Below are 24,455 nucleotides of genomic sequence, written 5' to 3'. Positions count from 1 at the left end.
ATGTCCTTAAGTGTTGCCGCCGAAAACGGTTTTTGCCGCCTGCGAAAGGCCGCGGCGTACCGCTTCATCGGCGTCGATCGTGTTGTATGGTAGGTTCAGCGCATCGAAGGCGGCTTCGTACAGGCCCTGAAGGCGGCCGGAGGCGATCAGCCGGATCGGCGCATCGAGTTTCTTGCGCTGCCAGCCATCCGCCATGCCGCCTGCGATTTCCGCGCCGATCAGTGTCCCGGACAGACGCGCGGCCGCACCGGTCGCATCCAGCCCGTCGAGCAACTGGCCGGAACGCACGGTGAAGACCAGGTTGGTGGCGCGGGCCGGCTGTGCGAAGACGGCCTTGATCGCCGCCAGAAACACCGGGTGACTGCCGTCAAAGCTGCCGGCATCGGTCAGGGCATGTTGCAGGATCGAGTTTTTCGAAATGACGTCGAACAGTTCGCCGGTCATGAAGCTGGCAAAACCCGTCACCGTCTCGCCGGTCAGCCGCACCCATTTCGAATGTGTGCCGGGCATGCAGAACAGCTGTTCACCGGAAACCGACGGATCGCGCGCGCCAAGCAGCTGGGTTTCTTCGCCACGCATCACATCCGGGCTCGCGCCGCGCTGGGCAATGCCGGGCAGGATGCGAATATCGCGCTTCTGATTGGGCACGATGGCGGCGGCCGTCAGCACTTTTGGCAGGGCGGCGGGCACATCCACATAACCGGCTTCCACCCAGCCCTGCCGCGCACCGGCCATGCCGCAGATGATCACCGGCAGGTTTTTCGGCGCTGCAAGTGCATCGAGATGCCCTTCGAGAATTTCGGAAAAACCGGCTTTTGCAGCCGTAGTCATGCCTTCGCCGCTGCGGCGCTCGCCAAGTACCTGGCCTCCAGCATCGATCAGCCACAGACGAAAACTGCTGGTGCCCCAGTCAACGGCGGCATAGGCGGGAGATGTGGTCACAAAATTCCTCCATCGACGATAATCCATTGGGCGGTCATGGCAGCGGATGCCGATGACGCCAGAAACAGGGTCGGACCGACAAGATCCTCGGCCACCAGCATGCGCTTCAAACACTGGCGCTCGATCATCGCGGCAATCGACGCATCCGTCAGCCATAAGCGCTTCTGTCGTTCGGTGACGATCATGCCCGGCAATATGGCGTTGACGCGGATATTGTCAGGCCCCAGCCGGCCGGCAAGGCTTTTGGTGAGGCCTAAAATTCCGGCCTTGGCGGTGGCATAGGCAGGCAGTTCGCCCATGTTCAGCATGAAGGCGATCGACGAAAAGTTGACGATCGCGCCACCGCCCTGTTCGCGCATGAACGGTACCGCTGCCTGCGATGTGAAAAACACCGGCTTCAGGTTCACCGCCAGGCTGCCGTCCCAGTCCGCCTCGCTGACTGTTTCCAAATCTTGTCGATCGTCGCGCGCGGCATTGTTGATCAGCACGTCCAGCCGGCCGAGCAGGGCTGCAGCCTCCTTCACCGCGGCCTGCGCAGCAAAAACGTCGGAAAGATCGGCCTCGATAAAATGCACCGGATGCTCTGACGTTGCCGACAATTCTTTCGCCAGCGCCCGGCTTTCCTCCACGGCGATATCGATAAAGGCTATGCGCGCGCCTTGCGCGGCAAAGGCAGATGTCAGTGCTGCGCCAATGCCGGTGCCGCCGCCGGTGATCAGCACACCGCGTCCGGCGAGATCGTGAAAATGCAAAAGCACTGCCGACACTGTCTCCTCCACAGAGCCAATTTAAACAACTGGTTCCATTAGATGGAACATGGTTTGATTATTTGGAATAAGTCCGCTATGGAGAAAAAATTGTCAAGGCGGCAAGGGCCACACAGCAGGACATGACGGGGAACCTCAAAGAGAAATCGGTTTCGGCAGCCGATACCGGCACGCTCGGCAAGGCGATGGCGCTTGTCGCGCTGGTTGCCGATGCTGCCGAACCGCTGCGCTTTACCGATATTCTCAATGCGTCGGACCACCCGCGCGGCACGCTTCACCGGCAGTTGAAACATCTGGTGGAGGAGGGGCTGCTCGAGACGAATGGTGACGGCGCTTACGTGCCGGGCCTGCGCCTGCTGCGGTTTGCGGCGCGCGCCTGGTCCCGCAACGAGTTCCGGCAACTGGCGGCTCCGCATCTGCAGGTGCTGCACGATGCGACGGGCGAAACCGTGCATCTGGCACTGTTGCGCGGGGCGGAGGTGATCTATCTCGACAAGGTGGAGGCGCGCCAGGCGGTGCGCATGCATTCGCTGATCGGCAATGCCTCACCGGCTTATTGCACCGGCGTCGGCAAGGCGGCGCTGGCGATGCTGGCGGATGAGGACGTCCGGGCGCGTCTCGAAGCCGTGCAGTTCGAACGGTTTACCGAAACCACGCATGCCGATCTTTCGTCGCTCGTTGCCGATCTCGGCAAAATCCGGCAACGCGGTTTTGCCTATGATCTGGAAGAACATCAACCGGGCATTCGTTGCGTGGCTGCCTCCATTCACGTGCCCGAGCAGAATATTCTTGCCGGTGTGTCCGTCACCGCCCCGGCCTATCGTATCGGTGATGGCATGCTGGATCTCTGGTCGGGTCCGCTTCTTGTCGCCGCAGAAGCGATCATGCGGGATGTCCAGGCCGGGTTGGCGCCGCGACGATAACCCTATCCAATCAATTCCCCGTAATGTTAACGGAAAGATTGCAACAAATGTTTGCAAATCTAATCATGTGTCATCATTGTCGATTGTATTGCGAAGAGAGTGATTAATCGTTTCGTGACGAGCTGACCGGAAGTCGAATGGGGGCGCTTAGGGTCTGGCCACAGGTTTTGCGTGGCCATGCGACAGCGAAAAGACAAGAAATGAGACAAGTCGAAATGGAAAATCTGGGCGCATCTGCCGCCGAGGGCGTCGATATTACCGAAATTCCTGCACTGAAAACACAGTTTGACGTCTTCCGTTTCATGAAGCGGCTGACGGAAACCTATCGGCAGCGTGCCTTCATGGTGATGAACCTGCCGGCCGCGACGGCCACGGAGCTTGCGGGCAACACCATCATCACCAATTGGCCGGCCGAGTTGCTGGCCGCCTTCGATCAGGCAAAGATGCTGCCCACCAGCACGCTGGTGCGCAAGCTGCGCCGCACGTCCGTCCCTTTTGCCTATGATCTCGATCAGGTCACCAAGGCCAGCGGCAATGCCGTCGCCAAGGCCATGTTCGAGCGGTTCAATCTGGTCCGGGGTGCCTATTTCCCGGTCAGCGATATTGCCGGTCATCGCGGCGTCGTCTCGATCATCGGCGATGGCCCGGCCTTTTCGAAACAGCAGATGATGGAGCTGACCTATGTCTCCGTCCACGTGTTCGAGCGCCTGTCCGATATCCGCAGTCTCGATGTCCGCGTCACCGAACAACTGAGCGATCGCGAGCTCGATTGTCTCAACTGGACCGCCGCCGGCAAGACCAGCAGTGAGATCGCCGGCATTCTGGGCCTGTCCGAGCATACCGTGAACCACTATCTCAACCGAGCGACCAAGAAGCTCGATACAGTCAATCGTACACAGGCAGTCGCAAAAGCGCTTCGGGTAGGATTGATCAAATAGAGTTCGTGTGCGCCGCAGCATAAAGCAGCATTCTGCTTAAAAAACAGACGCATCCCGCAGTGCATCATCGCCGACAAATGAAAGGCGACAGTCCGTCGGAATTAACTTTCTGAATTCAAAGGCAATTTTTGCTATTGAACAAACTGGCATGATCCCTGCATTATTCCTTGCAGGTCCAGAGGGGACTGGAAGCGCACCAAGAGGCGCGACAAGAGAGAAGAGCCGCCGTCGGTTTCCAGCGCGCCTGAAATGGCATTGCGCGGCAACCGGCGGCGGTTCTTTTTTGTCGGTCTGTTTATTTGGCCGATCTCCTTTATTTGCTTCCGGACAATCACGACCTATAAGCCGGTCTGTATAGCGACGGGGCCTAACCCGGCATGTGGAATGAGGAAGAGGTCGACCATGGCAGAAGTCACCAAGGAACAGGTTCTGGAGACGCTCTCAAAAGTGCGCGGGCCGGATCTGGAAGGCGATATCGTCTCGCTCGGCATCGTCTCGGATGTCTTCATCTCCGATGCAAAAGTGTATTTCTCCGTCAGCGTGCCGGCCGAGCGTGCCAAGGAGCTTGAGCCATTGCGCGCTGCCGCCGAAAAGATCGTCAAGACGATCCCGGGCGTGAAAGGCGTGCTGGCCACGTTGACAGCCGATCGCAAGGCCGGGTCCGCTCCGTCGCCGCGCCCGGCTCCTTCCGCTCCGGCAGGTGGCCACGCACACCCGCCCGCCGGTGGTGCGCCCAGGTCTGCCAAATCCGGTGTGCCCGGCGTCGGCGCCATCATTGCGGTGGCTTCCGGCAAGGGTGGCGTCGGCAAGTCCACCACCGCCGTCAACCTGGCGCTGGGCCTGCAGGCCAACGGTCTGCGCGTCGGCCTTCTCGATGCCGATATCTATGGCCCCTCGGTGCCGCGCCTCCTGAAGATCTCCGGCCGTCCCGAGCAGATCGATGGCAAATACATCAAGCCGATGGAAAACTATGGCCTGAAAGCCATGTCCATGGGTTTCCTCGTGGATGAGGAAACCGCGATGATCTGGCGTGGCCCGATGGTGCAGTCGGCGCTTCTGCAGATGCTGCGTGAAGTCGCCTGGGGCGATCTCGATGTGCTCGTCGTCGACATGCCGCCCGGCACCGGCGATGTGCAGCTCACCATGGCGCAGCAGGTGCCGCTGGCCGGCGCCGTCATCGTCTCCACGCCGCAGGATCTGGCGCTGATCGATGCCCGCAAGGCCGTCAACATGTTCCGCAAGGTGGAAATCCCGCTTCTCGGCATTGTCGAGAACATGAGCTATTTCCTCGCCCCCGATACCGGCAACCGCTATGACATCTTTGGCCATGGTGGCGCGAAAGCCGAAGCGGACCGTATCGGCGTGCCCTTCCTTGGCGAAGTGCCGCTGACCATGGAAATCCGCGAACGCTCCGATGCCGGTACGCCGGTCGTCGTCGCCGTGCCGGATGGCCCGTCCGCTGCGATCTACCGCGATATTGCCGCCGCCGTCTGGGCGCAGGTTTCCGGCCGCCCGCAGCGCAAGGCTCCGTCCATCGTGTTTGAATAGGATGGGAGATGGGGTGGGAACAGTCTCCTTTCTTGGTCGTTCATGGCCAATCTGTTGCCGGTAATGCCGTGGAGAAACTGCCTTGATCAATGCATATCATGCCCACGGCGCGGTAACGCCTTTCGCCGTCAGTGAAAAACCGGCGGCACTTGGTGAAGACATCGTCTGGCTGGACCTTCTCGATCCGACGACCGAAGAGGATCGTTATGTCGAACAACTCCTCGGTATCGAGATCCCGACCCGCGCCGAACTGAAGGATTTCGAGCCTTCCAGCCGTCTCTATATTGAAAAGAACGCCGTCTACATGACCGCTTCGCTGGTCTGGAAGGCGGATAGCGAAGCGCCAGAGATCACCGATATCGCCTTCATCCTCACCGGCGGAAAGCTGGTGACGGTACGGTATGCCGATCCAAAGTCGTTCAAGCTCTTTACCGCCGCCCTCTGCCGCCAGCCTGCCGAGGCGCCCTGGGTGGGCAAGATGCTGCTTGCCCGCCTGCTGGAAACCATTGCCGACCGCACGGCGGAAATCCTCGAAACCGCCGTTGTGCATATCGATGAGTTGTCCAAGGAGATCTTTCGCCCGCGCGCCACGCGCCGTCCGCCGCAATTTCTGGAAGACAAGCTTGCCGATATCGCCGCCCATCACCGGCTGATCAGCAAGGTGCGCGACAGTCTCGGTTCGCTGTCGCGCATGCTGACCTTTCTCCTGAACGTGCCGCAGATCCACCACCACCCGGAAATCGAGGATCTGTGCAAGACGGTGGCCCATGACATCGCCACGCTGTCGGAACATGCCGGCTTCGTTTCCAGCAATATCGGCTTTCTGCTCGATGCATCGCTTGGCCTGATCAGCGTCGAACAGAATGCCATCATCAAGATATTCTCGATTGCTTCCGTGGTGTTTCTGCCGCCAACGCTGGTCGCTTCCATCTATGGCATGAATTTCGAACATATGCCGGAACTCAGCTGGACCATCGGTTACCCTCTGGCTTTGCTTGGCATGGTGCTTTCGGCCGTCATCCCGTTCTTCTTCTTTCGCTGGAAAGGCTGGCTATGATCGCTCGGGCGAGCGGATGAGAATCAGTTTGCCAAAGTGTCGCCGAATAGGCCGTGCCGCAGAACGGGAGCGTGGTGATTTTCCGGCATTGGGCGCCCATCCGACGCATGCGGGCTACCGTTACCATGGGAAAAGCGATCCAATATCACGTTATCGTGTTTTCCGTTCCGGTCTTTTCCGGTAGTCAGATGCTTTCTGGTGGGTAGAAGGAACTATGAGCACTGATTGGCTTGTTCCTCCCGCGCGGAGCGTTAAAATGTTAACGCTGCCATCTTCTGAGGACCGAACTTGAATAACGCACGGCCAGCGCTCCTTCTCCTGAGCGCCTCTCTTTTGCCGGCCCTTGTTCTGGCCAGCGTGATCGGGTGGTTCTTCATCAACGAACAGCAGCGTCGTCTGGATGGTGCGCTGGAAGAACGTGCGGCTATCCTGGCCGGTGCTCTCCAGCGTGAACTCGATACGCAGGTGCAGTTGCTGTCGGTCGTTGCCGATTCGCCGCGCCTCGATCTTCCGGTTTCCCGAAGCAGCTTTGCCGAGACGGCGCGACGACTGAACGACCAGATTGCGGAATGGCAGCAGATCCGTGTCTCGAACGAGCAGGGCGAGGTGGTTCTGGCCTATCCGCCGCTTGCCGTCTCTTCCCGGAAGGAAATCGTCGATCTCGAAAGTCACAAACGGCTTCTGGAGACGGGCAAGCCGGTGATCGGCAATATTGCGATCGGCAAGGGCGGAAAGGCCGCGTTTGCGATCAGGGTGCCGATCACGCGCAAGGATCGTTTGCGCGCCGTTCTGTCGGCAGTCATTCGCCCCGAAATGGTGACGCAGATGCTGTATGCCGGCGGCTTGCCGAAAGACTGGTCGGCCTGGGTGGTGGATCGTCAGGATCGGCTGGTGACGACGACCGGCGCTCCGGAATTTGCGGGCAAGGGCGCTGCGGAATTCGCCAGCGTGCAGGATGACGCGGTCCTGTTGGCAGATGGCACTACGCTGCGCACGGCCGAGGCGCAGATCGGCGAGACCGCCTGGCGCGTGAAGATCGGGCTTCCATCGTCGCAATATGATCAGCCTGCCATGCATGCCGCCATGTTTGTGATCGGTGCCGGGGCCGTGACGATCGTTCTTTCCGGCCTTGTTGCCGTGCTGCTCTACCGGGAACTGCGCTCCCGAAACACGGAGCGGGAGAGCCTCGCCAACTGGCAGCGCATGGATGCGCTGGGCAAGCTGACAGGTCAGGCAGCCCATGATTTCAACAATCTTCTGATGGTTTTTCAATCCGGCGTCGATGGCATCGAGCGCCGCCGGGGCGATGAAGAAAGAATAACCCGCCTTTTGGGCAATATGCGGCAAGGTGTGATCCGCGGCAAAACGATCACCCGGCGTCTTTTGTCCTTTGCCCGCCGTTCGAACCAGGGCGCGGAGCATATGGAACTGGATGCCAAGCTCGCCGATATGACGCCGCTCCTGAAGCAGGCGCTGAACGACAGCATCGTCATGGATGTCCGCATTCCGGACGATCTCTGGGGCATCCATGCCGATCCGATCGGGCTTGAAATTGCCCTGATCAATCTGCTGACGAATGCGCGTGAAGCGATGATCGATGGCGGACAGGTGACGATCAGCGCCCGTAATGTCGTTGATGGCGCAGCAGAAGATAAACGGATCAAGGGACCGATGGTGGCCTTGAGCGTCACCGATACCGGTAAGGGCGTTGCGTCGGCAGACCTGAAGCGTATTTTCGAGCCGTTTTTTTCCACCAAAGCCAATGGCGCACCCGGTCTTGGCCTCACGCAGGTCATCGGCTTTGCGGAGGGGAATGGGGGCACGGCGACCGTGGCCAGCTTGAGCGGGCATGGCAGCGCGATGACGATCTACCTGCCGAAGTCGGCGCAGGAAATCGTCGCCAAGCCTGATGATGCCGTTGTCCCCGGCATGCCGTCGCATGTCCTGATCGTGGACGATACTCCGGCGTCCCTGGAGGCGGCCCGCGTCGCACTGGAGGATAGCGTCACATCGATCTACACCGCGCAGGACGGAGCCGAAGCACTCAGGTTGATCGAGAAACATCCGCGCATCGATGCCGTTCTCAGCGACATCATGATGCCGGTCATGTCGGGCATGGAACTTGCGGAACGCGTGGCGAAAGTGCGTCCCGATCTGCCGATCGTGTTGATGACCGGTTACAGCGACAAGTTGGAAGCCGGCGTGAAGGTCATCTGGCCCATCGTCATGAAGCCGTTCGAGCGATCCGAACTCCTGAAGGCCTTGACCTCGGCGCGGTCATCGTCCCCCAAGCTCACAAACGTCATCAAGCTGGACGCGCATTCCAAAAGCTGAGTGCCGTGATCGAGCGCGATAAGTTCAAATCTCGTGCGGCATGTTTTTCAGGAAAAATCGCCGCTTCGGCTGTGCGAAAGAAGCGAAGGGACAACTTCCTTTTCAAGGCGATCGATCGTCCATGTTCGGGCGGGTGCTGAAACCACGATGGCGCCGATGGGGCGACCATCGGGACCGCGCACGGCTGCGGCAACATTCACCTCGTCGCGAACCGACTGCCGGTCGGTGAATGCCACGCCGCGGGCGCTTGCGCATTTGATATCCGCAAAAATCGCATCCCTGTCGGTCACCGTATGGGCGGTGAAGGGATCGATCATGCTGTCATCCAGGATTTTCCGGATCTCTTCGTCCGGCAGCCAGGACAGCATGGCCCGTCCGCCCGAAGAGGAGGCTGCGAGGAAACGCCGGCCGGGATGGGCGGTGCGGTAGTCCGGGTGGGGCCTGCTCTGCACGTGAAGAAGGTGCACGATCTCCGTGCCGTCCAGAATGCAGAACGAACAGCGCAGCCCGCATTCCTCGCGAAAACGGATGAGACGCGGCCAGACCGAACGAACCAGATTGCTGCTCATCTGAAAACGGTAGAGAAGATCCAGTGAGCGGATGGAGATGTGATAGGCGCGGTTTTTGTCCTGCCGCACCAGATAGCCCAGGTCGATGAAGGTATCGACGATCCGCTGTACGGTGGGGATGGGGAAACCGGTTTTTTTCGAAAGCTCCGTCAGGGTCAGCAGAGGTGCGCCGGGGTGGAAAAACTGCAAAAGATGCAGTGCCTTGGTGACGGACGCAATTTCCAGCGGGTCGTCCTCGGTTTGCGAGACTGCCCATGTGACATGCGATCCGGGGTAAAATGTCGCGACGGTGGGCGTTGCGGAAATACGCAGGCCGTTGATCGTGTTTGCCGTCTGACGCAGCAGGCCAGCGGCCTCATGGCTGATTGCGGCATCCAGAACGCCGGACAGGCTCAAGACACCGAGAGGTTCTCCATCCGCGCCGAGAAATGCCGCGGCGATGACCTTTCCCGAGCCTGAGCCCGTTTCGTCGCCGATCGCGTAACCGGCCTCGTGCTCACTGGCGATGTCTTTCAGCAATCTTTCGCGTTCGTCGCCCGGATTGAGCGCAAGCTCGGGCAGGATTTCGTTCAGGCGTTGCCGCGACAGGCAGGAAAGCAATGCCCGGCCGCGCGTGGAACTCGTCAGGCTGGTGCGGCTGCCGACGGGCGCAAGCGCCAGCGACGACGCCGGGGAAGGAATGCGGGCAAGCGTGACGAGATCGAGGCCGTCCCTCAGCCAGAGATCACAGTTCAAGGCCGTTCGGGCATTCAGCTCCACCACGAAAGGCATGACCAGATCCATGATCGGATTGCACGAGAGATAGACGAAAGCCGGGTCGACTGCTCGGTGGCTGAGGGAAAGCAACGTGCCTGAAGCGTCGCGATGCAGCCATCCGCATTTCAAAAGCGTGTGAACGAGACGCTGGGCACTGGACCGGCTCATGTCCGCACGCGAAGCTATGTCGGTGATCCGAAGGTCCGGGCTTTCCGGCCCAAACAGTTCGAGAACGCTGAATGCCTTGCCTATCGCGGCAATCCGCGCCCGACGATCAATCGTTTCCGGCATTCAGTCCTCGAAATTCTTGCTGCACTGCGACAGAAAGTTGACAACCTTTTCCCGGTCTTTATAATCGAAATGCAGTAATATCAATCGCATTGCGGTAAAAACATAAGGGGACGCCGTGAAGCATATTTTTGAGATTACCCGTCACGACTGACGGCAGGGAGACGGTGTCAAAGGCATCGTCCCGTTGATGTCTTGAAGCATCCAGTCAATCACGAATCATAGTCTTTCCGGTCGAGGCCACATCGCTTTCGTCGATGTTTCCTGTTGCCTGCCTGTCGGCGGGTAGCCCGGTCATTTGTGAGGATTTTCAGTCCGGCGACCTCAGTGCGGGCAGCGATGTTGCGCGCGCATTTCATCTCCAATCATAAAAAGGGAACAGCTGAAATGCAGATCACCAACAATTCGAAATCAGGATCGTTCAGGGGCATGCTGGCGGCGGCCTGCATTGCGCTTTCCGCCAGTGTCACAGGCTTTGCTGCCGATGCGTCCGCCAACACGCTGGTCGCCGTGCCGCATTCGGGCCTGCGCATCCTCGATCCGATCATCACCACCGCGCATATCGTGCGCAACCATGGTTACATGATCTATGACACGCTCTTGGCGCTGGATGCCGATTTCAAGGTGCAGCCGCAGATGGCGAGCTACACCGTTTCCGATGATGGTCTGACCTATACGTTTATCCTGCGCGACGGCCTGAAATGGCATGACGGCGCGCCGGTCACGGCGGAGGATTGTATTGCCTCGATCGAACGCTGGGGCAAGCGCGACACGTCGGGGCAGGTGCTCTTCGACAAGCTCGAAAGCCTGACCGCCAACGGCGAGAAGGAATTCGTCTTCAAGCTCAAGGAGCCTTTCTCCTATCTTCCCGAGACGCTGGCAAAGCCCTCTTCGGTCGTGCCGTTCATGATGCCGAAGCGGATTGCCGCAACCCCGGCGGACACCGCGATCACCGAATTCATTGGCTCCGGCCCGTTCAGGTTCGTCACGGAGGAATATCAGCCGGGCGTGAAGTCGGTGTATGAAAAATTCGCCGATTATGTGCCGCGTTCGGAAGCGCCGAGCTGGCTGGCCGGCGGCAAGGTCGTCAAGGTCGACCGTGTCGAATGGACAGCCATGCCGGATGCCCAGACGGCGATGAATGCGATCCAGTCAGGAGAAATCGACTATCTGGAAGCGCCGCCGATCGACCTTCTGCCGTTGGTCGAGGGCAATGACGAACTGACGGTAAAGCGCCTCAGCCCGCTCGGCTCGCAGACCATGGGGCGCATGAACTTTCTCTACCCTCCCTTCGACAACAAGAAGATCCGCCAGGCGGCCCTGAAGGCGATGAACCAGAAGGACGTGCTCGACGCATTTATCGGCAATCCGGAATATTACACGATTTGCGGCGCGTTTTTTGGCTGCGGCACGCCGTTCGAATCCAGCGCGGGTTCGGAATCCCTGACCGGATCGGGTGATGTCGAAGGTGCAAAAGCGCTGCTGAAGGAAGCCGGTTATGACGGAACGCCCGTCGTCATCCTGCAGCCGACCGATGTGACGACCACGAAGGCGCAGCCGGTCGTCGCCGCAAACGCCCTGCGCGCGGCAGGTTTTACCGTCGAGCTTCAGCCGATGGACTGGCAGACAGTGGTCACCCGCCGCGCCTCCCAGAAGCCGATTGCCGAAGGTGGCTGGAACATGTTCTTCACCAACTGGATCGTTCCCGAAATCATGACGCCGCTCAACAACCCGATGCTCAACGGTCGCGGCAAGAACGGCTTCTTCGGCTGGGCAACCGACGAGAAGATGGAAGCGCTGCGCGCCAAATATATCGCGGCCAAGACGGCGCAGGAGCAGAAGGCCGCGGCGGACGAACTGCAGGCGCATGCCATGGATGAAGTCAGCTACGTGCCGCTCGGGCAGTACAACGTGCCCTCCGTCTGGCGCAATGTCCTCACCGGCCCGCTGGAATCGCCTGTGCCGGTCTTCTGGAACATCGAGAAGACCGAGGACTAATTTTCGCGATCCTCACGGCGGCATCGAGCCCATGATGCCGCCTTCGCCTTCCCGATGTAAACCGACGTGAGGATGCTCATGCTCGTCTATACTTTTCGACGCATACTGGCGGCTGTCCCGGTGCTCTTGACCGTTGCCGTTTTCGTTTTCCTTCTGCTGCGCCTGACGCCCGGTGATCCCGCCGCCATCATCGCCGGCGACATGGCAACGCCGGAACAGCTTGAGCGCATCCGCACCTCGCTGGGGCTGGACAAGCCGATCGTCGTGCAGTTCTTCTCGTGGTTCTGGCTGCTCATGCAGGGTGATCTCGGCACCTCGCTGATCTCGAACACGCCGGTCTCCGGCATGATCGCAAAGCACATAGAGCCGACCATCAGCCTCGCGCTGCTGACCATTGTCCTTTCGGTAGCGATTGCCGTTCCGCTCGGTGTTCTGGCTGCATGGCGACACGGAACATGGATCGACTATACGGTGATGACGATCTCGGTCGTCGGGTTTTCGGTCCCGGTTTTTGTCATCGGCTACATCCTCATCCAGTTTTTCGCCATCGACCTGAAATGGTTCCCGGTTCAGGGCTTTCGCAGTATCACACGCGGCATCGGGCCGTTTCTCGAGCGTGCGGTGCTTCCTTCACTGACGCTCGCCTCCATCTACGTGGCGCTGATCGCCCGCATGACCCGTGCTTCCGTGCTCGAGGTTCTGGGCGAGGATTATGTGCGTACCGCCCGTGCCAAGGGCCTGAAGGAAAAGACGGTTCTTTTCCGTCATGCGCTGCGCAATGCCGCCGTTCCGGTCCTTACCATCATCGGCACCGGTTTTGCGCTTCTCATCACCGGCGTCGTGGTGACCGAGAGCATCTTCAACATTCCCGGCATCGGCAGGCTCACCGTCGATGCCATTCTGGCGCGCGATTATCCGGTCATCCAGGGCATGATCCTTCTCACGAGCGGCATCTATGTCCTCGTCAACCTGATCATCGATCTGTCCTATTCCTTCTTCGACCCGAGGATCCGTTACTGATGGCCCAGTCTTCACTGCTCGGCGCCGCCATGCGCCTTCCCATGTTCCGGTCGAAGGGTCGGCATAAAAAGTCCCTTTTCATTCCGGGCCTCGCCTTGCTCGTTCTCGCCCTGACGGTGATCTTCGCGATCGCCGCCCCATGGCTTGCCACCCATGATCCGATGGCGATGACGCCTTCGGCGCGCCTGAAGCCCGCCAACGACGCCTATCTTCTCGGCTCGGATGCCTATGGCCGCGACCTCTACTCGCGTGTTCTTTACGGTGCGCGTATCTCGCTGTTCATCGGGCTGGGCGCGACGGTGATTTCCGTCGGCATCGGCCTTGCCATCGGTCTGGTCTCAGGCTTTTTCCGCGTTCTCGATGCCATCGTCATGCGCATCATGGATGCATTGATGGCCATTCCGAGCCTGCTGCTCGCCATCGCCGTCGTCTCGCTGACGGGCGCCAGCGTCTGGACCGTAATGTTCGCCATCACCGTTCCGGAAATCCCGCGCGTGGTCCGTCTCGTCCGCTCGGTCGTGCTGACGGCGCGCGAAGAGCCTTATGTGGAGGCGGCCATCGCGGCCGGTTCCAGCCTGCCAAAGATCCTGTGGCGGCATCTCATGCCCAATACGCTTGCACCGCTGATCGTGCAGGGCACCTATGTCTGCGCCTCGGCGATCCTGACCGAGGCCATCCTCTCCTTCCTCGGCGCCGGTGTGTCCACCGAAACACCGACCTGGGGGAATATCATGGCCGAGGGGCGGGCCTATTTCCAGATCGCGCCGCAGCTGATCTTCTGGCCGGGTCTGGCGCTGTCGCTCTGCATCCTGTCGATCAATTTGCTGGGCGATACGGCGCGTGATCTGCTCGACCCGCGCATGAAGAAAAGAGAGGCCGCGAAATGACCAAGCCTTCCTTCGATCCCACATCTGCGCCGGTTCTTGAGGTCAAGGACCTCGTCATCGGCCTGACCGGCGATGACAAGAGTTCGCCGGTCCTGAACGGCATCTCGATCAGCATCCGGGCCGGCGAAACCGTATGCCTCGTCGGCGAATCCGGTTCAGGCAAATCCGTCACCTCGCTGGCCGCGATGGGGCTTTTGCCACGCCAGGCGCTCGAGCCGCGCAGTGGCGAAATCCTGTTTGAGGGCGAGGATTTGCTGAAAGCGGATGCCGGGCGCATGCGGGCGTTGCGCACGAAAAGCATGGCGATGATTTTTCAGGAGCCGATGACCGCCCTCAACCCGGTGCTGACCGTCGGCCAGCAGATCTGCGAGGTCCTGCAGGAGCATACGAAGCTTGCGGCATCGGATCAGAAGAAGACGGTGCTGGAGATGATGCGTGAGGTGCATCTGCCGGATGTCGAGCGCATTTTCGGCTCCTATCCGCATCAGCTTTCCGGCGGCCAGCGGCAGCGTATCATGATCGCCATGGCGCTGATCCTCAAACCAAAGCTGCTGATCGCCGACGAACCGACCACCGCGCTCGACGTGACCACCCAGAAGCAGATCCTGAAACTCATCGACGAGATGCAGGAAAAGCAGGGCACGGCCGTGCTCTTCATCACCCATGACATGGGCGTCGTGGCCGAGATCGCCGACACGGTTTATGTCATGAATCGCGGCAATGTCGTGGAAAACGGCCCAATCGACGCAATCCTGACGGAGCCCCTGAGGGATTACACGCGAAAACTTCTCTCATCGGTGCCGAGCCTCGTTCCGCGGGCGCCGCGACCGCACGGTTCGAGCGAGGTCGTGCTGTCCATCACCGAACTCGAAAAGGTCTATGGAAAGAAGGGCTGGTTCGGCAAATTCGAGGCCGGCACCAAGGCCGCGACGGATGTCTCCTTCACGCTTAAGAAGGGACGCACGCTCGGTATCGTTGGCGAGTCCGGATCCGGCAAATCGACGGTGGCGCGCTGCGTCATGCGACTGATCGATCCGACATCCGGGTCGATCCGTATCGGCGGCCAGGAAATCGCCGACTTTTCCCGGCGCGCGATCCAGCCGCATCGCCAGCATATCCAGATGGTGTTTCAGGACCCGTACCGGTCGCTCAATCCCCGCATCACCGTGGGCGACAGCATTATCGAGGGACCGATGAATTACGGGGTCCCGAAAGCGGAAGCGATGAAACGCGCCCGCGAACTGCTCTCCATCGTCGGGCTGCCGGATGATGCGATCAAACGTTATCCGCACCAGTTTTCCGGCGGCCAGCGCCAGCGTATCGCCATTGCCCGCGCCGTCGCCATGAACCCGAAAGTGCTGGTGGCTGATGAGGCAGTGTCGGCGCTCGATGTGTCCGTGCAGGCGCAGGTTCTTGATCTTCTGGCCGACATGCAGGAGAAATTCGGCATCGCCATCCTGTTCATCACCCATGACCTGCGGGTGGCGGCACAGATTTGCGACGATGTCATCGTCATGCAGAAGGGGCGGGTGGTCGAATATGCCACCGGTCACGCGGTGCTGACGAACCCGACGCACACCTATACGCGCCAGTTGATCGATGCCGCTCCGGGGCGGCATTGGGATTTTGCCAATTTCCGGCCGCTCGAAACGAACGCAGCCTGATCCTTCCGCTTTCAATGTCATACAAGGAATACACAATGCCCGTTCTGGACAAAATCGCCGCCTTTAAAGACGAACTGACCGCGACCCGGCGCGATATCCATCAATTTCCCGAGATCGGTTTCGAAGAGGTGCGCACTTCCGGCATCGTCGCTGAGCAACTCCAAAGCTGGGGCATCGAAGTGCATCGCGGCATCGGCAAGACGGGCGTCGTCGGCGTGCTGAAGGGTGCAAAGGGTGCCGGCCGCACCATCGGTCTTCGGGCGGATATGGACGCGTTGCCGATGGAGGAGCGCACCAATCTCGGTTACGCCTCGAAAACGCCGAACCGTTTTCACGGCTGCGGCCATGACGGGCATACGACCATGCTGCTCGGCGCCGCCCGTTATCTCGCCGAAACCCGCGATTTTGCCGGCACCGCCGTATTCATCTTCCAGCCGGGCGAGGAGGGCTGCGGCGGTGCGCGCGCGATGATCGCCGATGGCCTGTTTGAGCGTTTTCCCTGCGACGAGATTTACGGCCTGCACAATGCGCCGGATGACGAGCCCTACCGTATCGGCATCAAGCCCGGCCCGGCGATGGCGGGGGCCGATTTCTTTGATATCCGCATCCGTGGTGTCGGCAGCCACGGCGCGCGGCCTGAGCTTGCCAAGGATCCGATCGTGGTGGCGACACATCTCGTATCGGCCCTGCAATCGGTCGTCTCCCGCAATGTCGCGCCGATCAAGTCGGCCGTCCTTTCGGTGACACAGATTCATTCGGGCACAGCCTATAATGTCATCCCGGAGGAGGCGACGATCTCGGGCACCGTCCGTTATCTCGATCGCGAGGTCAACGAGCTGATCCGCGAGCGCATGCGGTCAATCGCGGCCGGTGTCGCGGCCACATTCGGCGTCGAGATCGAAACCGATATCCGCAACGTCTTCGATGTCCTCGTCAACACCGAGGAACTGGTGGACGGTTTTGCCGATGCGGCGCGTGATATCGTCGGCAATGACAATGTCTACATCAAGACCGATCCGATCATGGGAAGCGAGGATTTTGCCGACATGCTCTACAAGGTGCCGGGTGTCTATTGCACGGTCGGCCATGCGGGCAATGTGCCGGTCCATAATCCCGGCTTCGTTCTGGACGACGGCATCCTGCCGGTGGGTGCCAGCCTGCTTGCCCGCATCGTCGAGCGCCGGCTTGCTGTCTGACACGGCAAGTTTCCGCCTGTTTCCTTTCATCTCGGACAAGGGCGACGCAGGTTTTTGCGTCGGCCCATTGGCCGACCTTTCGCGAGCGTGGTCTGCCCCGCTCGGCATCCAACAGGAGTGCCGTCCTTGACTGGCGAAATCACAGACCTCTCCGCTGCCGATCTTTCCGCTGCCATTCACGCGCGAAAAATCTCCTGTGTCGCGGTGATGGAAGCCTATCTCGACCGGATCGAGAGGTTCAATCCGGACATCAACGCCATCATCTATCTGCGTCCGCGCTCGGAGCTGATTGCGCAGGCGCGGTTGGCCGATACCGAGCTGACCGACGGGCACTCCCGAGGCTGGATGCACGGTTTCCCGCAGGCCATCAAGGATCTCTCGGAGGTGAAGGGCATGCCCTGTTCCTTCGGCTCTCCCCTGTTTGCCAACTATGTCTCGGCAGCAGACACCATCCATGTGGAGCGGGTGCGCGGTGCGGGGGCAATCTTCATCGGCAAGACCAATACACCGGAATTCGGCCTCGGCTCCCATACGACCAATCCCGTTCACGGTCCGACGCGCAATCCGCATGACCTCGGCAAATCGGCGGGTGGTTCTTCCGGCGGGGCGGCGGCCGCATTGGCCGCCCGGCTCCTGCCTGTTGCCGATGGTTCCGACATGATGGGTTCGCTGCGCAATCCCGCAGCCTTCAACAATGTCGTCGGGTTTCGCCCCAGCTTCGGGCGTGTGCCGAGCGACAAGGCGGCCGATCTTTTTCTCGGGCAACTGGGTATCGCCGGGCCGATGGGCAAGACGGTGCAGGATACGGCGCTGTTGCTCGCCACCCAATCCGGGTTCGATCCGCGCGATCCGCTCAGCCTCGGACCCGAAGATCTCGAACTGCGTGGTCCGGCGCAAACCAGGGGCATGAAAATCGGCTGGTTCGGGGATTTCGGTGGTTATCTTCCTTTCGAAGACGGTGTTCTGGATCTGGGGCGCAAGGCGATCTCGGTGCTCGCCGATATCGGCTGCGAGGTCGAGGACATCACCCCGGATTTCGACCTTGCCGAACTGTGGCAGGCCTGGCTGACATTGCGCAGTTTCAACGTCGCCCACGGCATGCGCGCGCTTTACGATCAGCCGGAAAAGCGGGCGCTGTTCAATGCGCAATATATGTTCGAATTCGATCTGGCGCTGGGCAAATCGGCGGCGGATATTCATGCGGCATCGACCGTACGCAGTCGCTGGTACAAATACATGCTCGCGCTTTTCAAACGCTACGATTTTCTCGTCATGCCGTCGGCACAGGTTTTCCCCTTCGATGTCAACCTGAAATGGCCGGAGGAGATCGCCGGCAGACGGATGGATACCTATCATCGCTGGATGGAGGTGGTGATCGGCCCGACGCTGGCCGGTCTGCCGGTTGTTGCCATGCCGGCCGGTTTCGGCAGCAATGGCCTGCCGAACGGTGTGCAATTTGTCGGGCCTCCACGCGGGGACCGGGCCGTTCTTGAGTTTGCGCAGGCATATGAACAGGCTGCGGGTATCGTGACCGGAGTGTGAGGCTGTTTTTTCGGCAGTGCCAATCCCTGCTATGCGTTATGCGCATATCTGGGCTGCGGCGGGCCATCTAACGGGTTGCGAAAAATCCTGTATAAACGATCTCAACGAAGCGATGCACCTCCTCCCGCAGAGCTTCGGGTTTCAGGCGACCTACTCCTCCTCCCAAGGACGCCTGAGTGAACAGCGACACTCCTCCTCCCAGTCGCTGTTCGGTTCTTTTCGAAAAGCCTGCCGCACCTCCTCCCGCGGCAGGCTTTTTCGTTTTGGTCGCCCCAATATTCAGCCGTCTCTTAAAGTTCGTTCGACCAGCCCGTTGCGTTTTACGGGCCAGCCTTTGGCCGACCTTCGAGCGGGTGTCCCGGAAGAACGTCTTGCGGCGTGCCCGGCCATTTGCGGTAGATGTCGATCACATGCGTGCTGGCATCACGGAGATGTTCGCGCAGTTCCTCGCGAAGGCGTTCCGTGTCCCGTTGACGCAAGGCATCGATGATCGGGTCGTGCGAGCGCGCGAGCTCGACAGGATCGTCGTAAATGCGCCCGACCAGCGCTATGCCGGATCGCAATTCGGTGGCGATCTGATCGAATAGCCGCAAAATGCGTGAGTTGCCGCCGATTTCACATAGCATTCGGTGAAACGCGTAGTCTTCCACGACCTGTTCCTGCGATCGGCCTTCCGTCCCCAGCGTCTTCAGCAGTTCGACTTGCGCTTCCAGTCGCTGCAGGTCGGCATCCGACATGCGGGCGACCAGCGCCTCGGCATTGTGCAGTTCAAGGCACTGGCGCAGATCATAGGTCTCGGCCAGTTCATCGGCATTATAACTCTTCACGAAAAACCCGCGGCGCGGATGAGAGACGATGAGGCCCTGGCTTTCCAGCAGGCGCAAGGCTTCCCGCACCGGGGCGCGTGATGTTCCCATCTGCGTTGCGAGACGCGCCTCGGTCACGCGCTCACCCGGCCGCAACAGGCCATCTCCAATCGCCTGAAGCACCTGATCGGCGATGCGGCTTGGCAAATCCGCCTGCTCCAGCACTCGAAACATCGTTCTAAAATCCTTTCTGAGAGGCGCGCAGTCTTAGCTCATCGGCGGGCGGATATTCGTGTGCGAGCGCCTCGGCCCGAATGTGTTCGTATGTAGAATAGATTGTCATTTGTCGATTGTCGACGATTGACAGTGAGGTTGATGCCGGTATCATGCCTGCAAATTGATCGCTGTTCAGACACTGTGCAGCGCAAAACAATACGGGGAACAGACGTGACGAAACCGAACGGGGCGGCCGACAGGGCCGGACTGGGATTGGCTTGTTGCCTTTTTGCCGGCACCGAGAAGGCCGCTAGCGCCCATGCGAAATTCGGATTTTTATCTCGCGAATGGAGTGGGCGGGTGCCGTGCGTGTGACGTCTTCAGATCAACCCATCCAGATTGTCGCGCTGTCGAAGACATTCGATCTGGCGCAGGTGTTCGCGCCGGGCGACGATCAGGCGGTTCGTGTTCTTCGCCCGCATGAGGTCAGTGATCCCCGAAAGATAGAAGTCGCTCTGGCATGGCGGCCGGAGGATGTGGCTTTCGATGCCTATCCGAATCTGAAAATGGTGTCGTCCATTGCGGCCGGTGTCGACAGCATTCTGGCCTGCCCGTCATTGCGGCAGGATACGGTCGTCACCCGCGTGCGCGATCATTCCCAGGCCGATCTGATGGCCGGTTTTGCCGCGTTTCAGGTCATCTGGCACCACCGGCGCATGGGCGATTATATCGCCAATCAGGCCCGCCATGTCTGGGACCGCAGTTTTCGCCCGCAGGCGCCGGGCTCGGTCACGGTCGGTGTTCTCGGTTATGGGCTGATGGGTAAAAAATGCGCGATGGCCATCGCCGCCATGGGTTTTCGCGTTGTCGTGGCGCGCAATTCCGCTCCGGCAGCTTCCGAAATCGTGCCGGATGGAATTGAAATCGTGGCCGGTCCGGGCGCCATTCAGGCGGTTGCCGCGCAGGCGGATATTCTCGTCAATATCCTGCCGCTGACCGACACGACGCGCGATATTCTCGACCGCGATTTTTTCGCGCAGATGCGCAAAGGGGCGGCGCTCGTGCAGATGGCGCGCGGCGAGCACATGATCGAGGACGATCTTCTGTCTGCCCTCGACAGTGGACGCTTGAGCGGCGCGAGTGTCGACGTTTTCCGTCAGGAGCCGCCCGCCGAAGATCATCCGTTCTGGTCTCATCCCAACATCATGGTGACGCCGCACAAGGCGTCGGACACATCACCGGCCGAAGTGCTTCGGCAGGTTCTGGAGAATTTTTCGGCGCTCCGCGAAGGGCGCATTCCGCCGGGTCTCGTCAACAGGGAAGCCGGATACTGACGTTGTAAACATTCCAATCTCGATTTCATGAAGGACTGAAAGCATGACAATGCCTACTCGCCTGCTGATGAACGGAAAGATCTGGTGTGGACTCAAGGAAGGATTTGCTGAGGCAATCGCCATAGACGGCGACAAGGTCCTCGCTACCGGCACAACGGCAGAGATGATGGCACTGGCAGGGCCTGAAACCGAGATCATCGATCTCGAAGGCAAATTGGCGACGCCGGGACTCAACGATGCCCACATGCATCTTCATCACTACGGCATCAGCCTTGTCGAACTGGATCTGAGACCGGCTGCGGGCGTCACCAGCGTGCAGGCGATCGTCGATCTTGTGAAGGATGCGGTCGCCAGAGCAAAACCCGGCGAATGGATTCTCGGGCGCGGTTATGACCACGACAAGCTGTCCGATCTGCGCCATCCGACCAAATACGATCTCGATGCCGTTTCTCCCGATAACCCGGTTTTCCTCACCCGCACCTGCGGCCATACGACGGTTGCCAATTCGGTGGCGCTCAAGGCGGGCGGCATCGATCGGGATACGCCGGAACCGTTCGGCGGCAAGATCCGCCGGGAAAACGGCGAACCGGATGGCATCCTGTTTGAAAACGCCCGCGATGCGGTGCGCGCCGTCATGCCGCCAGCGTCAGAAAGTTACATTGTCGATGCGATCGAGCGCGGCGGCAAGAAGCTGCTGAGCCTTGGCGTCACCTCCGTCATGGAAGCCGCCATCGGCCTGACGGTCGGCAAGGTCGAGCTCGATGCCTATCTGACCGCCCGCAAGGAAAACCGTATTCCGATCCGGGTCGCCGGCACGCTGATGGGCGATCTCGAGCGCAACATTCTCGACTATGCCTATTCCAAGGGGCTGGTAACGGGCGCCGGCGACGACATGTTTCGCATCGGCCCGGTGAAATTTTTCACCGATGGCTCTGCCGGTGCCGGCACGGCGTGGTTCTCCATCCCTTATGAAAACGACGCCACCAATTACGGTGTTCGCTGCCTCACGCAGGAACAGACGGACGAGTTGACGCTCAAGGCCCACCGCATGGGCTACCAGATCGCACCGCACGCGATCGGAGACGCCGCCATTTCGATGGTGCTCAATGCCTATGAGAAGGCCTATGCGGAAATGCCGGATCCGAACCGCCGTCACCGTATCGAACATTGCGGCTGGCATGTGCCGGAAGACCTGCCGCGCCTGAAGGCGATGAACGTCATTCCGGCAGGCCAACCATCCTTCCTCTATTTCTTCGGCGAAGGGTATCACACCGTGCTCGGTTCGGAACGGCCGCAACATTGCTACCCGTTCAAGACCTGGCTGGACGAGGGCCTGCATCCTTCCGCCTCGACCGATTGCCCGGTCACGGCTCCCGATCCGATGCCCTGCCTCTACGCCATGGTCACCCGCAAGTCCGATACCGGCAAGACGCTTGGCCCGCACCAGGTGCTTTCCGTCGCCGAGGCGCTGCATCTCTACACCTACGAGGCGGCTTACGGCGTCCATGACGAGGAGCGCAAGGGACGGCTGATCCCCGGTCAACTGGCCGATATCGCCGTGTTTGACACGGACTTTTTCAGTGTCGAACCGGAAGCGTTTCTTTCGGCGAAATGCCTGATGACCCTGCTCGGCGGAGAGGTGGTCTACCGCGCCTGAGGCGTCCTCAACCTTGCCATGAAAGGACCCGCTCCGGCGGGTCCGGAAATCTGCATCGATCCCGCGATACAAGAGAATGGAAGGCCCGATGATGACAGTTGCAGACATGATCCTGACCGGCGGCGAGGTCGTTTATGTCAAAGGGGAGGTGGCATCATGATTTCACTGATCCTGCGTCGCCTTGGCCTCTCCATTCCGGTTCTGCTGGGCGTGCTTGCCTTCGGGTTCCTGCTGTTGCAGATGGTGCCGGGTGATCCGGCCGTGGTTTTGGCTGGCCCGACGGCTCCTCCCGACGTCGTTGCCGAAATCCGGAAATCCATGGGGCTCGATCAGCCCATGCTCGTGCAGTTCTGGATGTATCTGGAACGCGTGCTGGTCGGCGATCTCGGCCGTTCGATGATTTCCAACAAACCGGTGATCGAGGAGTTGGCGACTGCCATCGTGCCCACCATCGAGCTGATGTTCGCCTGCCTCATCTGGTCGATCCCGCTCGGCATCGCCATGGGCACGGTTGCCGCCATGCGTCGCGGTTCGCTGATTGATCGCGCCGTCATGGCCCTGTCGGTGGCCGGCATCTCGCTGCCGGTGTTTTTCATCAGCCTCATCCTCATCCAGATTTTCGGTATCTCGCTCAGGCTCTTCCCCTTTGTCGGACGCGGCGGCCCTCTGTGGACGCTCGACGGTCTCAGCCACATCTTTCTGCCGGCGCTGTCGCTGGGCATGGTGTTTATCGGCCCCGTCGCCCGTATGACCCGGTCTTCGGTGCTGGAAGTGCTGGAACTCGACCACGTGCGCACCGCTCGCGCCAAAGGCCTGCCGGAACGAACCGTCGTATTCCGCCACGGGTTACGCAATGCGCTGATCCCGGTCGTCACGCTGGTCGGCCTGCAGACGGGTTACCTGCTCGGCGGCGCTGTGGTGACGGAGACGATCTATTCCTGGCCGGGCATAGGAAGGCTTGCCGTCGGCGGCATCCTGTCGAGTGATTTCACCATCGCGCAAGGCTGCATCCTCGCTATGGCCGTCACCTTCATTGCGATCAACCTGATCGTCGATCTCCTCTATTCGGTCCTCGACCCAAGGGTGAGCAGATGAGCGCTGTCGTATCGAACGAGAAAGCGGCAACAGTCGCGACATCAGAGGCGCCGGCCAATCAGGCATGGTGGAGACGGTTTTTGCGCGATCCGGCGGCGCTCATCGCCATCACCATATTTTCGCTGATCTGCCTTGCTGCCATTTTTGCACCGCTGCTGGCACCCCATGATCCCTATGCCAGTTCGCGACGCACCATGTTGCCACCCTTCTGGGCGGCGCGCGGCAGTGTCGAATATCTCCTCGGCACCGATCCGCAGGGCCGCGATATCCTGAGCCGGTTGCTCTACGGCACGCGCCTGACACTGCTGATCGGGCTTGCTTCGGTTGCTATCGGCGGCGTTCTCGGCTCTTTCCTTGGCCTGCTTGCCGCCTTCTATCGGTCGCTTGATCCGTGGATCATGCGCCTGTCGGATATTCTCCTGTCGCTGCCGGCCATCCTTCTCGGTCTGGCATTGGTCGCGGCCATGGGGCAGGGCGCAACACCCATCATGCTGGCCCTGATCATCTCGACCATTCCCGATTGCGCCCGCGTGGCGCGCGGCATCGGTCTCGGCATCATGGGGCAGGAGTTCATCACCGCCGGCCGTTCGCTCGGCATCCGCGATCCGCAGCTCTTTTCGCGTTATCTCGTGCTCAACTGCATTTCTTCGGTGCTGATCTTTCTCAGCCTGCGGTTCGGGCAGCTGATCCTGATCGCCGCGTCGCTGTCCTTCCTCGGTCTCGGAGCCCGCCCACCCGTGGCGGAGCTTGGCATGATGGCGGCGCAGGGACGCGACTTCTTCCTGTTCGCGCCGCATATCGCGGTCATCCCCTCCGTCCTCATCCTCGTCATCGTCATGGCCGCCAATGTGATCGGCGACACGCTGCGGGATGTGCTCGATCCACGCCTGAAAACTTAAAAAACGACCGCCTGCTTTT

At 60.3% G+C, this 24,455-nt stretch carries 19 protein-coding genes; 15 read left to right on the top strand and 4 right to left on the bottom strand.

Going from position 1 to position 24,455, the window contains the following annotated elements:
- Positions 1–6: 6 nt before the first annotated feature.
- Together J2T09_RS00340 and J2T09_RS00335 are read right to left on the bottom strand one after the other, a co-directional pair.
- The gene (locus J2T09_RS00340; protein ID WP_306829847.1) at positions 7–942 is read right to left on the bottom strand and encodes a 2-dehydro-3-deoxygalactonokinase; all 936 of its coding nucleotides are present in this window, start codon (positions 940–942) and stop codon (positions 7–9) included.
- Entirely contained in the window at positions 939–1,709 is a 771-nt protein-coding gene (locus tag J2T09_RS00335; protein ID WP_306829844.1) for an SDR family NAD(P)-dependent oxidoreductase, read from the bottom strand. Before J2T09_RS00335 ends, J2T09_RS00340 begins: the two co-directional genes overlap by 4 nt.
- 122 nt (positions 1,710–1,831) lie before the next feature.
- On the opposite strand from J2T09_RS00335, the gene J2T09_RS00330 reads away from it, so the two are divergent.
- From J2T09_RS00330 to J2T09_RS00310, 5 genes are all read left to right on the top strand, one after another.
- Entirely contained in the window at positions 1,832–2,632 is an 801-nt protein-coding gene (locus tag J2T09_RS00330; RefSeq protein ID WP_306829842.1) for an IclR family transcriptional regulator, read from the top strand.
- 200 nt (positions 2,633–2,832) lie between these two features.
- The gene (locus J2T09_RS00325; RefSeq protein WP_306829840.1) at positions 2,833–3,570 is read left to right on the top strand and encodes a helix-turn-helix transcriptional regulator; all 738 of its coding nucleotides are present in this window, start codon (positions 2,833–2,835) and stop codon (positions 3,568–3,570) included.
- Between the two features lie 402 nt (positions 3,571–3,972).
- Positions 3,973–5,118, top strand: coding sequence for an Mrp/NBP35 family ATP-binding protein (locus tag J2T09_RS00320; RefSeq protein WP_306829838.1), 1,146 nt, complete (start codon positions 3,973–3,975; stop codon positions 5,116–5,118).
- Positions 5,119–5,200: 82 nt separating this feature from the next.
- A complete protein-coding gene (locus tag J2T09_RS00315; protein WP_373458278.1) occupies positions 5,201–6,175 on the top strand; it encodes a magnesium transporter CorA family protein in 975 nt (324 codons plus the stop codon).
- 288 nt (positions 6,176–6,463) lie between these two features.
- Positions 6,464–8,509: a response regulator gene (locus tag J2T09_RS00310; protein ID WP_306829836.1), complete on the top strand. Its 2,046-nt coding sequence runs from the start codon at positions 6,464–6,466 to the stop codon at positions 8,507–8,509.
- A gap of 47 nt (positions 8,510–8,556) precedes the next feature.
- On the opposite strand, the gene J2T09_RS00305 is transcribed toward J2T09_RS00310, so the two are convergent.
- Positions 8,557–10,125 (bottom strand): IclR family transcriptional regulator, encoded by a 1,569-nt coding sequence (locus J2T09_RS00305; protein ID WP_306829833.1) that lies wholly within the window; start codon positions 10,123–10,125, stop codon positions 8,557–8,559.
- A 384-nt stretch (positions 10,126–10,509) separates the two neighbouring features.
- Here J2T09_RS00305 and J2T09_RS00300 point away from each other — a divergent pair, with 384 nt between their 5' ends.
- The 6 genes from J2T09_RS00300 to J2T09_RS00275 all read left to right on the top strand — a co-directional run bounded on the left by J2T09_RS00300 (position 10,510) and on the right by J2T09_RS00275 (position 18,429).
- Positions 10,510–12,120: an ABC transporter substrate-binding protein gene (locus tag J2T09_RS00300; RefSeq protein WP_306829831.1), complete on the top strand. Its 1,611-nt coding sequence runs from the start codon at positions 10,510–10,512 to the stop codon at positions 12,118–12,120.
- A gap of 78 nt (positions 12,121–12,198) precedes the next feature.
- The gene (locus tag J2T09_RS00295) at positions 12,199–13,140 is read left to right on the top strand and encodes an ABC transporter permease (protein WP_306829830.1); all 942 of its coding nucleotides are present in this window, start codon (positions 12,199–12,201) and stop codon (positions 13,138–13,140) included.
- A 41-nt stretch (positions 13,141–13,181) separates the two neighbouring features.
- Positions 13,182–14,027: an ABC transporter permease gene (locus J2T09_RS00290; protein ID WP_306830754.1), complete on the top strand. Its 846-nt coding sequence runs from the start codon at positions 13,182–13,184 to the stop codon at positions 14,025–14,027.
- Positions 14,024–15,691, top strand: coding sequence for an ABC transporter ATP-binding protein (locus J2T09_RS00285; protein ID WP_306829828.1), 1,668 nt, complete (start codon positions 14,024–14,026; stop codon positions 15,689–15,691). Before J2T09_RS00290 ends, J2T09_RS00285 begins: the two co-directional genes overlap by 4 nt.
- Positions 15,692–15,726: 35 nt before the next feature.
- Positions 15,727–16,887, top strand: coding sequence for a M20 aminoacylase family protein (locus J2T09_RS00280; RefSeq protein WP_306829826.1), 1,161 nt, complete (start codon positions 15,727–15,729; stop codon positions 16,885–16,887).
- A 117-nt stretch (positions 16,888–17,004) separates the two neighbouring features.
- Entirely contained in the window at positions 17,005–18,429 is a 1,425-nt protein-coding gene (locus tag J2T09_RS00275) for an amidase (RefSeq protein ID WP_373458277.1), read from the top strand.
- A gap of 320 nt (positions 18,430–18,749) precedes the next feature.
- On the opposite strand, the gene J2T09_RS00270 is transcribed toward J2T09_RS00275, so the two are convergent.
- Entirely contained in the window at positions 18,750–19,469 is a 720-nt protein-coding gene (locus J2T09_RS00270) for a GntR family transcriptional regulator (protein ID WP_306829822.1), read from the bottom strand.
- Positions 19,470–19,816: 347 nt separating this feature from the next.
- Between J2T09_RS00270 and J2T09_RS00265 the strand changes: the two genes are divergently transcribed.
- The 4 genes from J2T09_RS00265 to J2T09_RS00250 all read left to right on the top strand — a co-directional run bounded on the left by J2T09_RS00265 (position 19,817) and on the right by J2T09_RS00250 (position 24,436).
- A complete protein-coding gene (locus J2T09_RS00265) occupies positions 19,817–20,785 on the top strand; it encodes a 2-hydroxyacid dehydrogenase (protein WP_306829820.1) in 969 nt (322 codons plus the stop codon).
- Positions 20,786–20,828: 43 nt separating this feature from the next.
- Positions 20,829–22,442: an amidohydrolase gene (locus tag J2T09_RS00260; protein WP_306829818.1), complete on the top strand. Its 1,614-nt coding sequence runs from the start codon at positions 20,829–20,831 to the stop codon at positions 22,440–22,442.
- Between the two features lie 156 nt (positions 22,443–22,598).
- Positions 22,599–23,537: an ABC transporter permease gene (locus J2T09_RS00255; protein WP_306829816.1), complete on the top strand. Its 939-nt coding sequence runs from the start codon at positions 22,599–22,601 to the stop codon at positions 23,535–23,537.
- Positions 23,534–24,436: an ABC transporter permease gene (locus J2T09_RS00250; RefSeq protein ID WP_306829814.1), complete on the top strand. Its 903-nt coding sequence runs from the start codon at positions 23,534–23,536 to the stop codon at positions 24,434–24,436. The genes J2T09_RS00255 and J2T09_RS00250 overlap by 4 nt, the downstream gene beginning before the upstream one ends.
- The last annotated feature ends 19 nt before the right edge of the window (positions 24,437–24,455 follow it).

It is taken from the genome of Neorhizobium huautlense (genome assembly GCF_030811685.1).
GTDB classification, from domain to species: Bacteria; Pseudomonadota; Alphaproteobacteria; order Rhizobiales; family Rhizobiaceae; genus Neorhizobium; species Neorhizobium huautlense_A.
The sequence above is the reverse complement of the archived record's forward strand: the minus strand, read 5'-3'. Positions and strand labels throughout refer to the sequence as shown.

Coding starts and splice junctions, on each gene's coding strand:
- J2T09_RS00330 (WP_306829842.1), top strand. CDS start 1,832: ATGACGGGGAACCTCAAAGAGAAATCGGTTTCGGCAGCCGATACCGGC.
- J2T09_RS00325 (WP_306829840.1), top strand. CDS start 2,833: ATGAGACAAGTCGAAATGGAAAATCTGGGCGCATCTGCCGCCGAGGGC.
- J2T09_RS00320 (WP_306829838.1), top strand. CDS start 3,973: ATGGCAGAAGTCACCAAGGAACAGGTTCTGGAGACGCTCTCAAAAGTG.
- J2T09_RS00305 (WP_306829833.1), bottom strand. CDS start 10,125: ATGCCGGAAACGATTGATCGTCGGGCGCGGATTGCCGCGATAGGCAAG.
- J2T09_RS00300 (WP_306829831.1), top strand. CDS start 10,510: ATGCAGATCACCAACAATTCGAAATCAGGATCGTTCAGGGGCATGCTG.
- J2T09_RS00295 (WP_306829830.1), top strand. CDS start 12,199: ATGCTCGTCTATACTTTTCGACGCATACTGGCGGCTGTCCCGGTGCTC.
- J2T09_RS00290 (WP_306830754.1), top strand. CDS start 13,182: ATGTTCCGGTCGAAGGGTCGGCATAAAAAGTCCCTTTTCATTCCGGGC.
- J2T09_RS00285 (WP_306829828.1), top strand. CDS start 14,024: ATGACCAAGCCTTCCTTCGATCCCACATCTGCGCCGGTTCTTGAGGTC.
- J2T09_RS00280 (WP_306829826.1), top strand. CDS start 15,727: ATGCCCGTTCTGGACAAAATCGCCGCCTTTAAAGACGAACTGACCGCG.
- J2T09_RS00270 (WP_306829822.1), bottom strand. CDS start 19,469: ATGTTTCGAGTGCTGGAGCAGGCGGATTTGCCAAGCCGCATCGCCGAT.
- J2T09_RS00260 (WP_306829818.1), top strand. CDS start 20,829: ATGACAATGCCTACTCGCCTGCTGATGAACGGAAAGATCTGGTGTGGA.
- J2T09_RS00255 (WP_306829816.1), top strand. CDS start 22,599: ATGATTTCACTGATCCTGCGTCGCCTTGGCCTCTCCATTCCGGTTCTG.
- J2T09_RS00250 (WP_306829814.1), top strand. CDS start 23,534: ATGAGCGCTGTCGTATCGAACGAGAAAGCGGCAACAGTCGCGACATCA.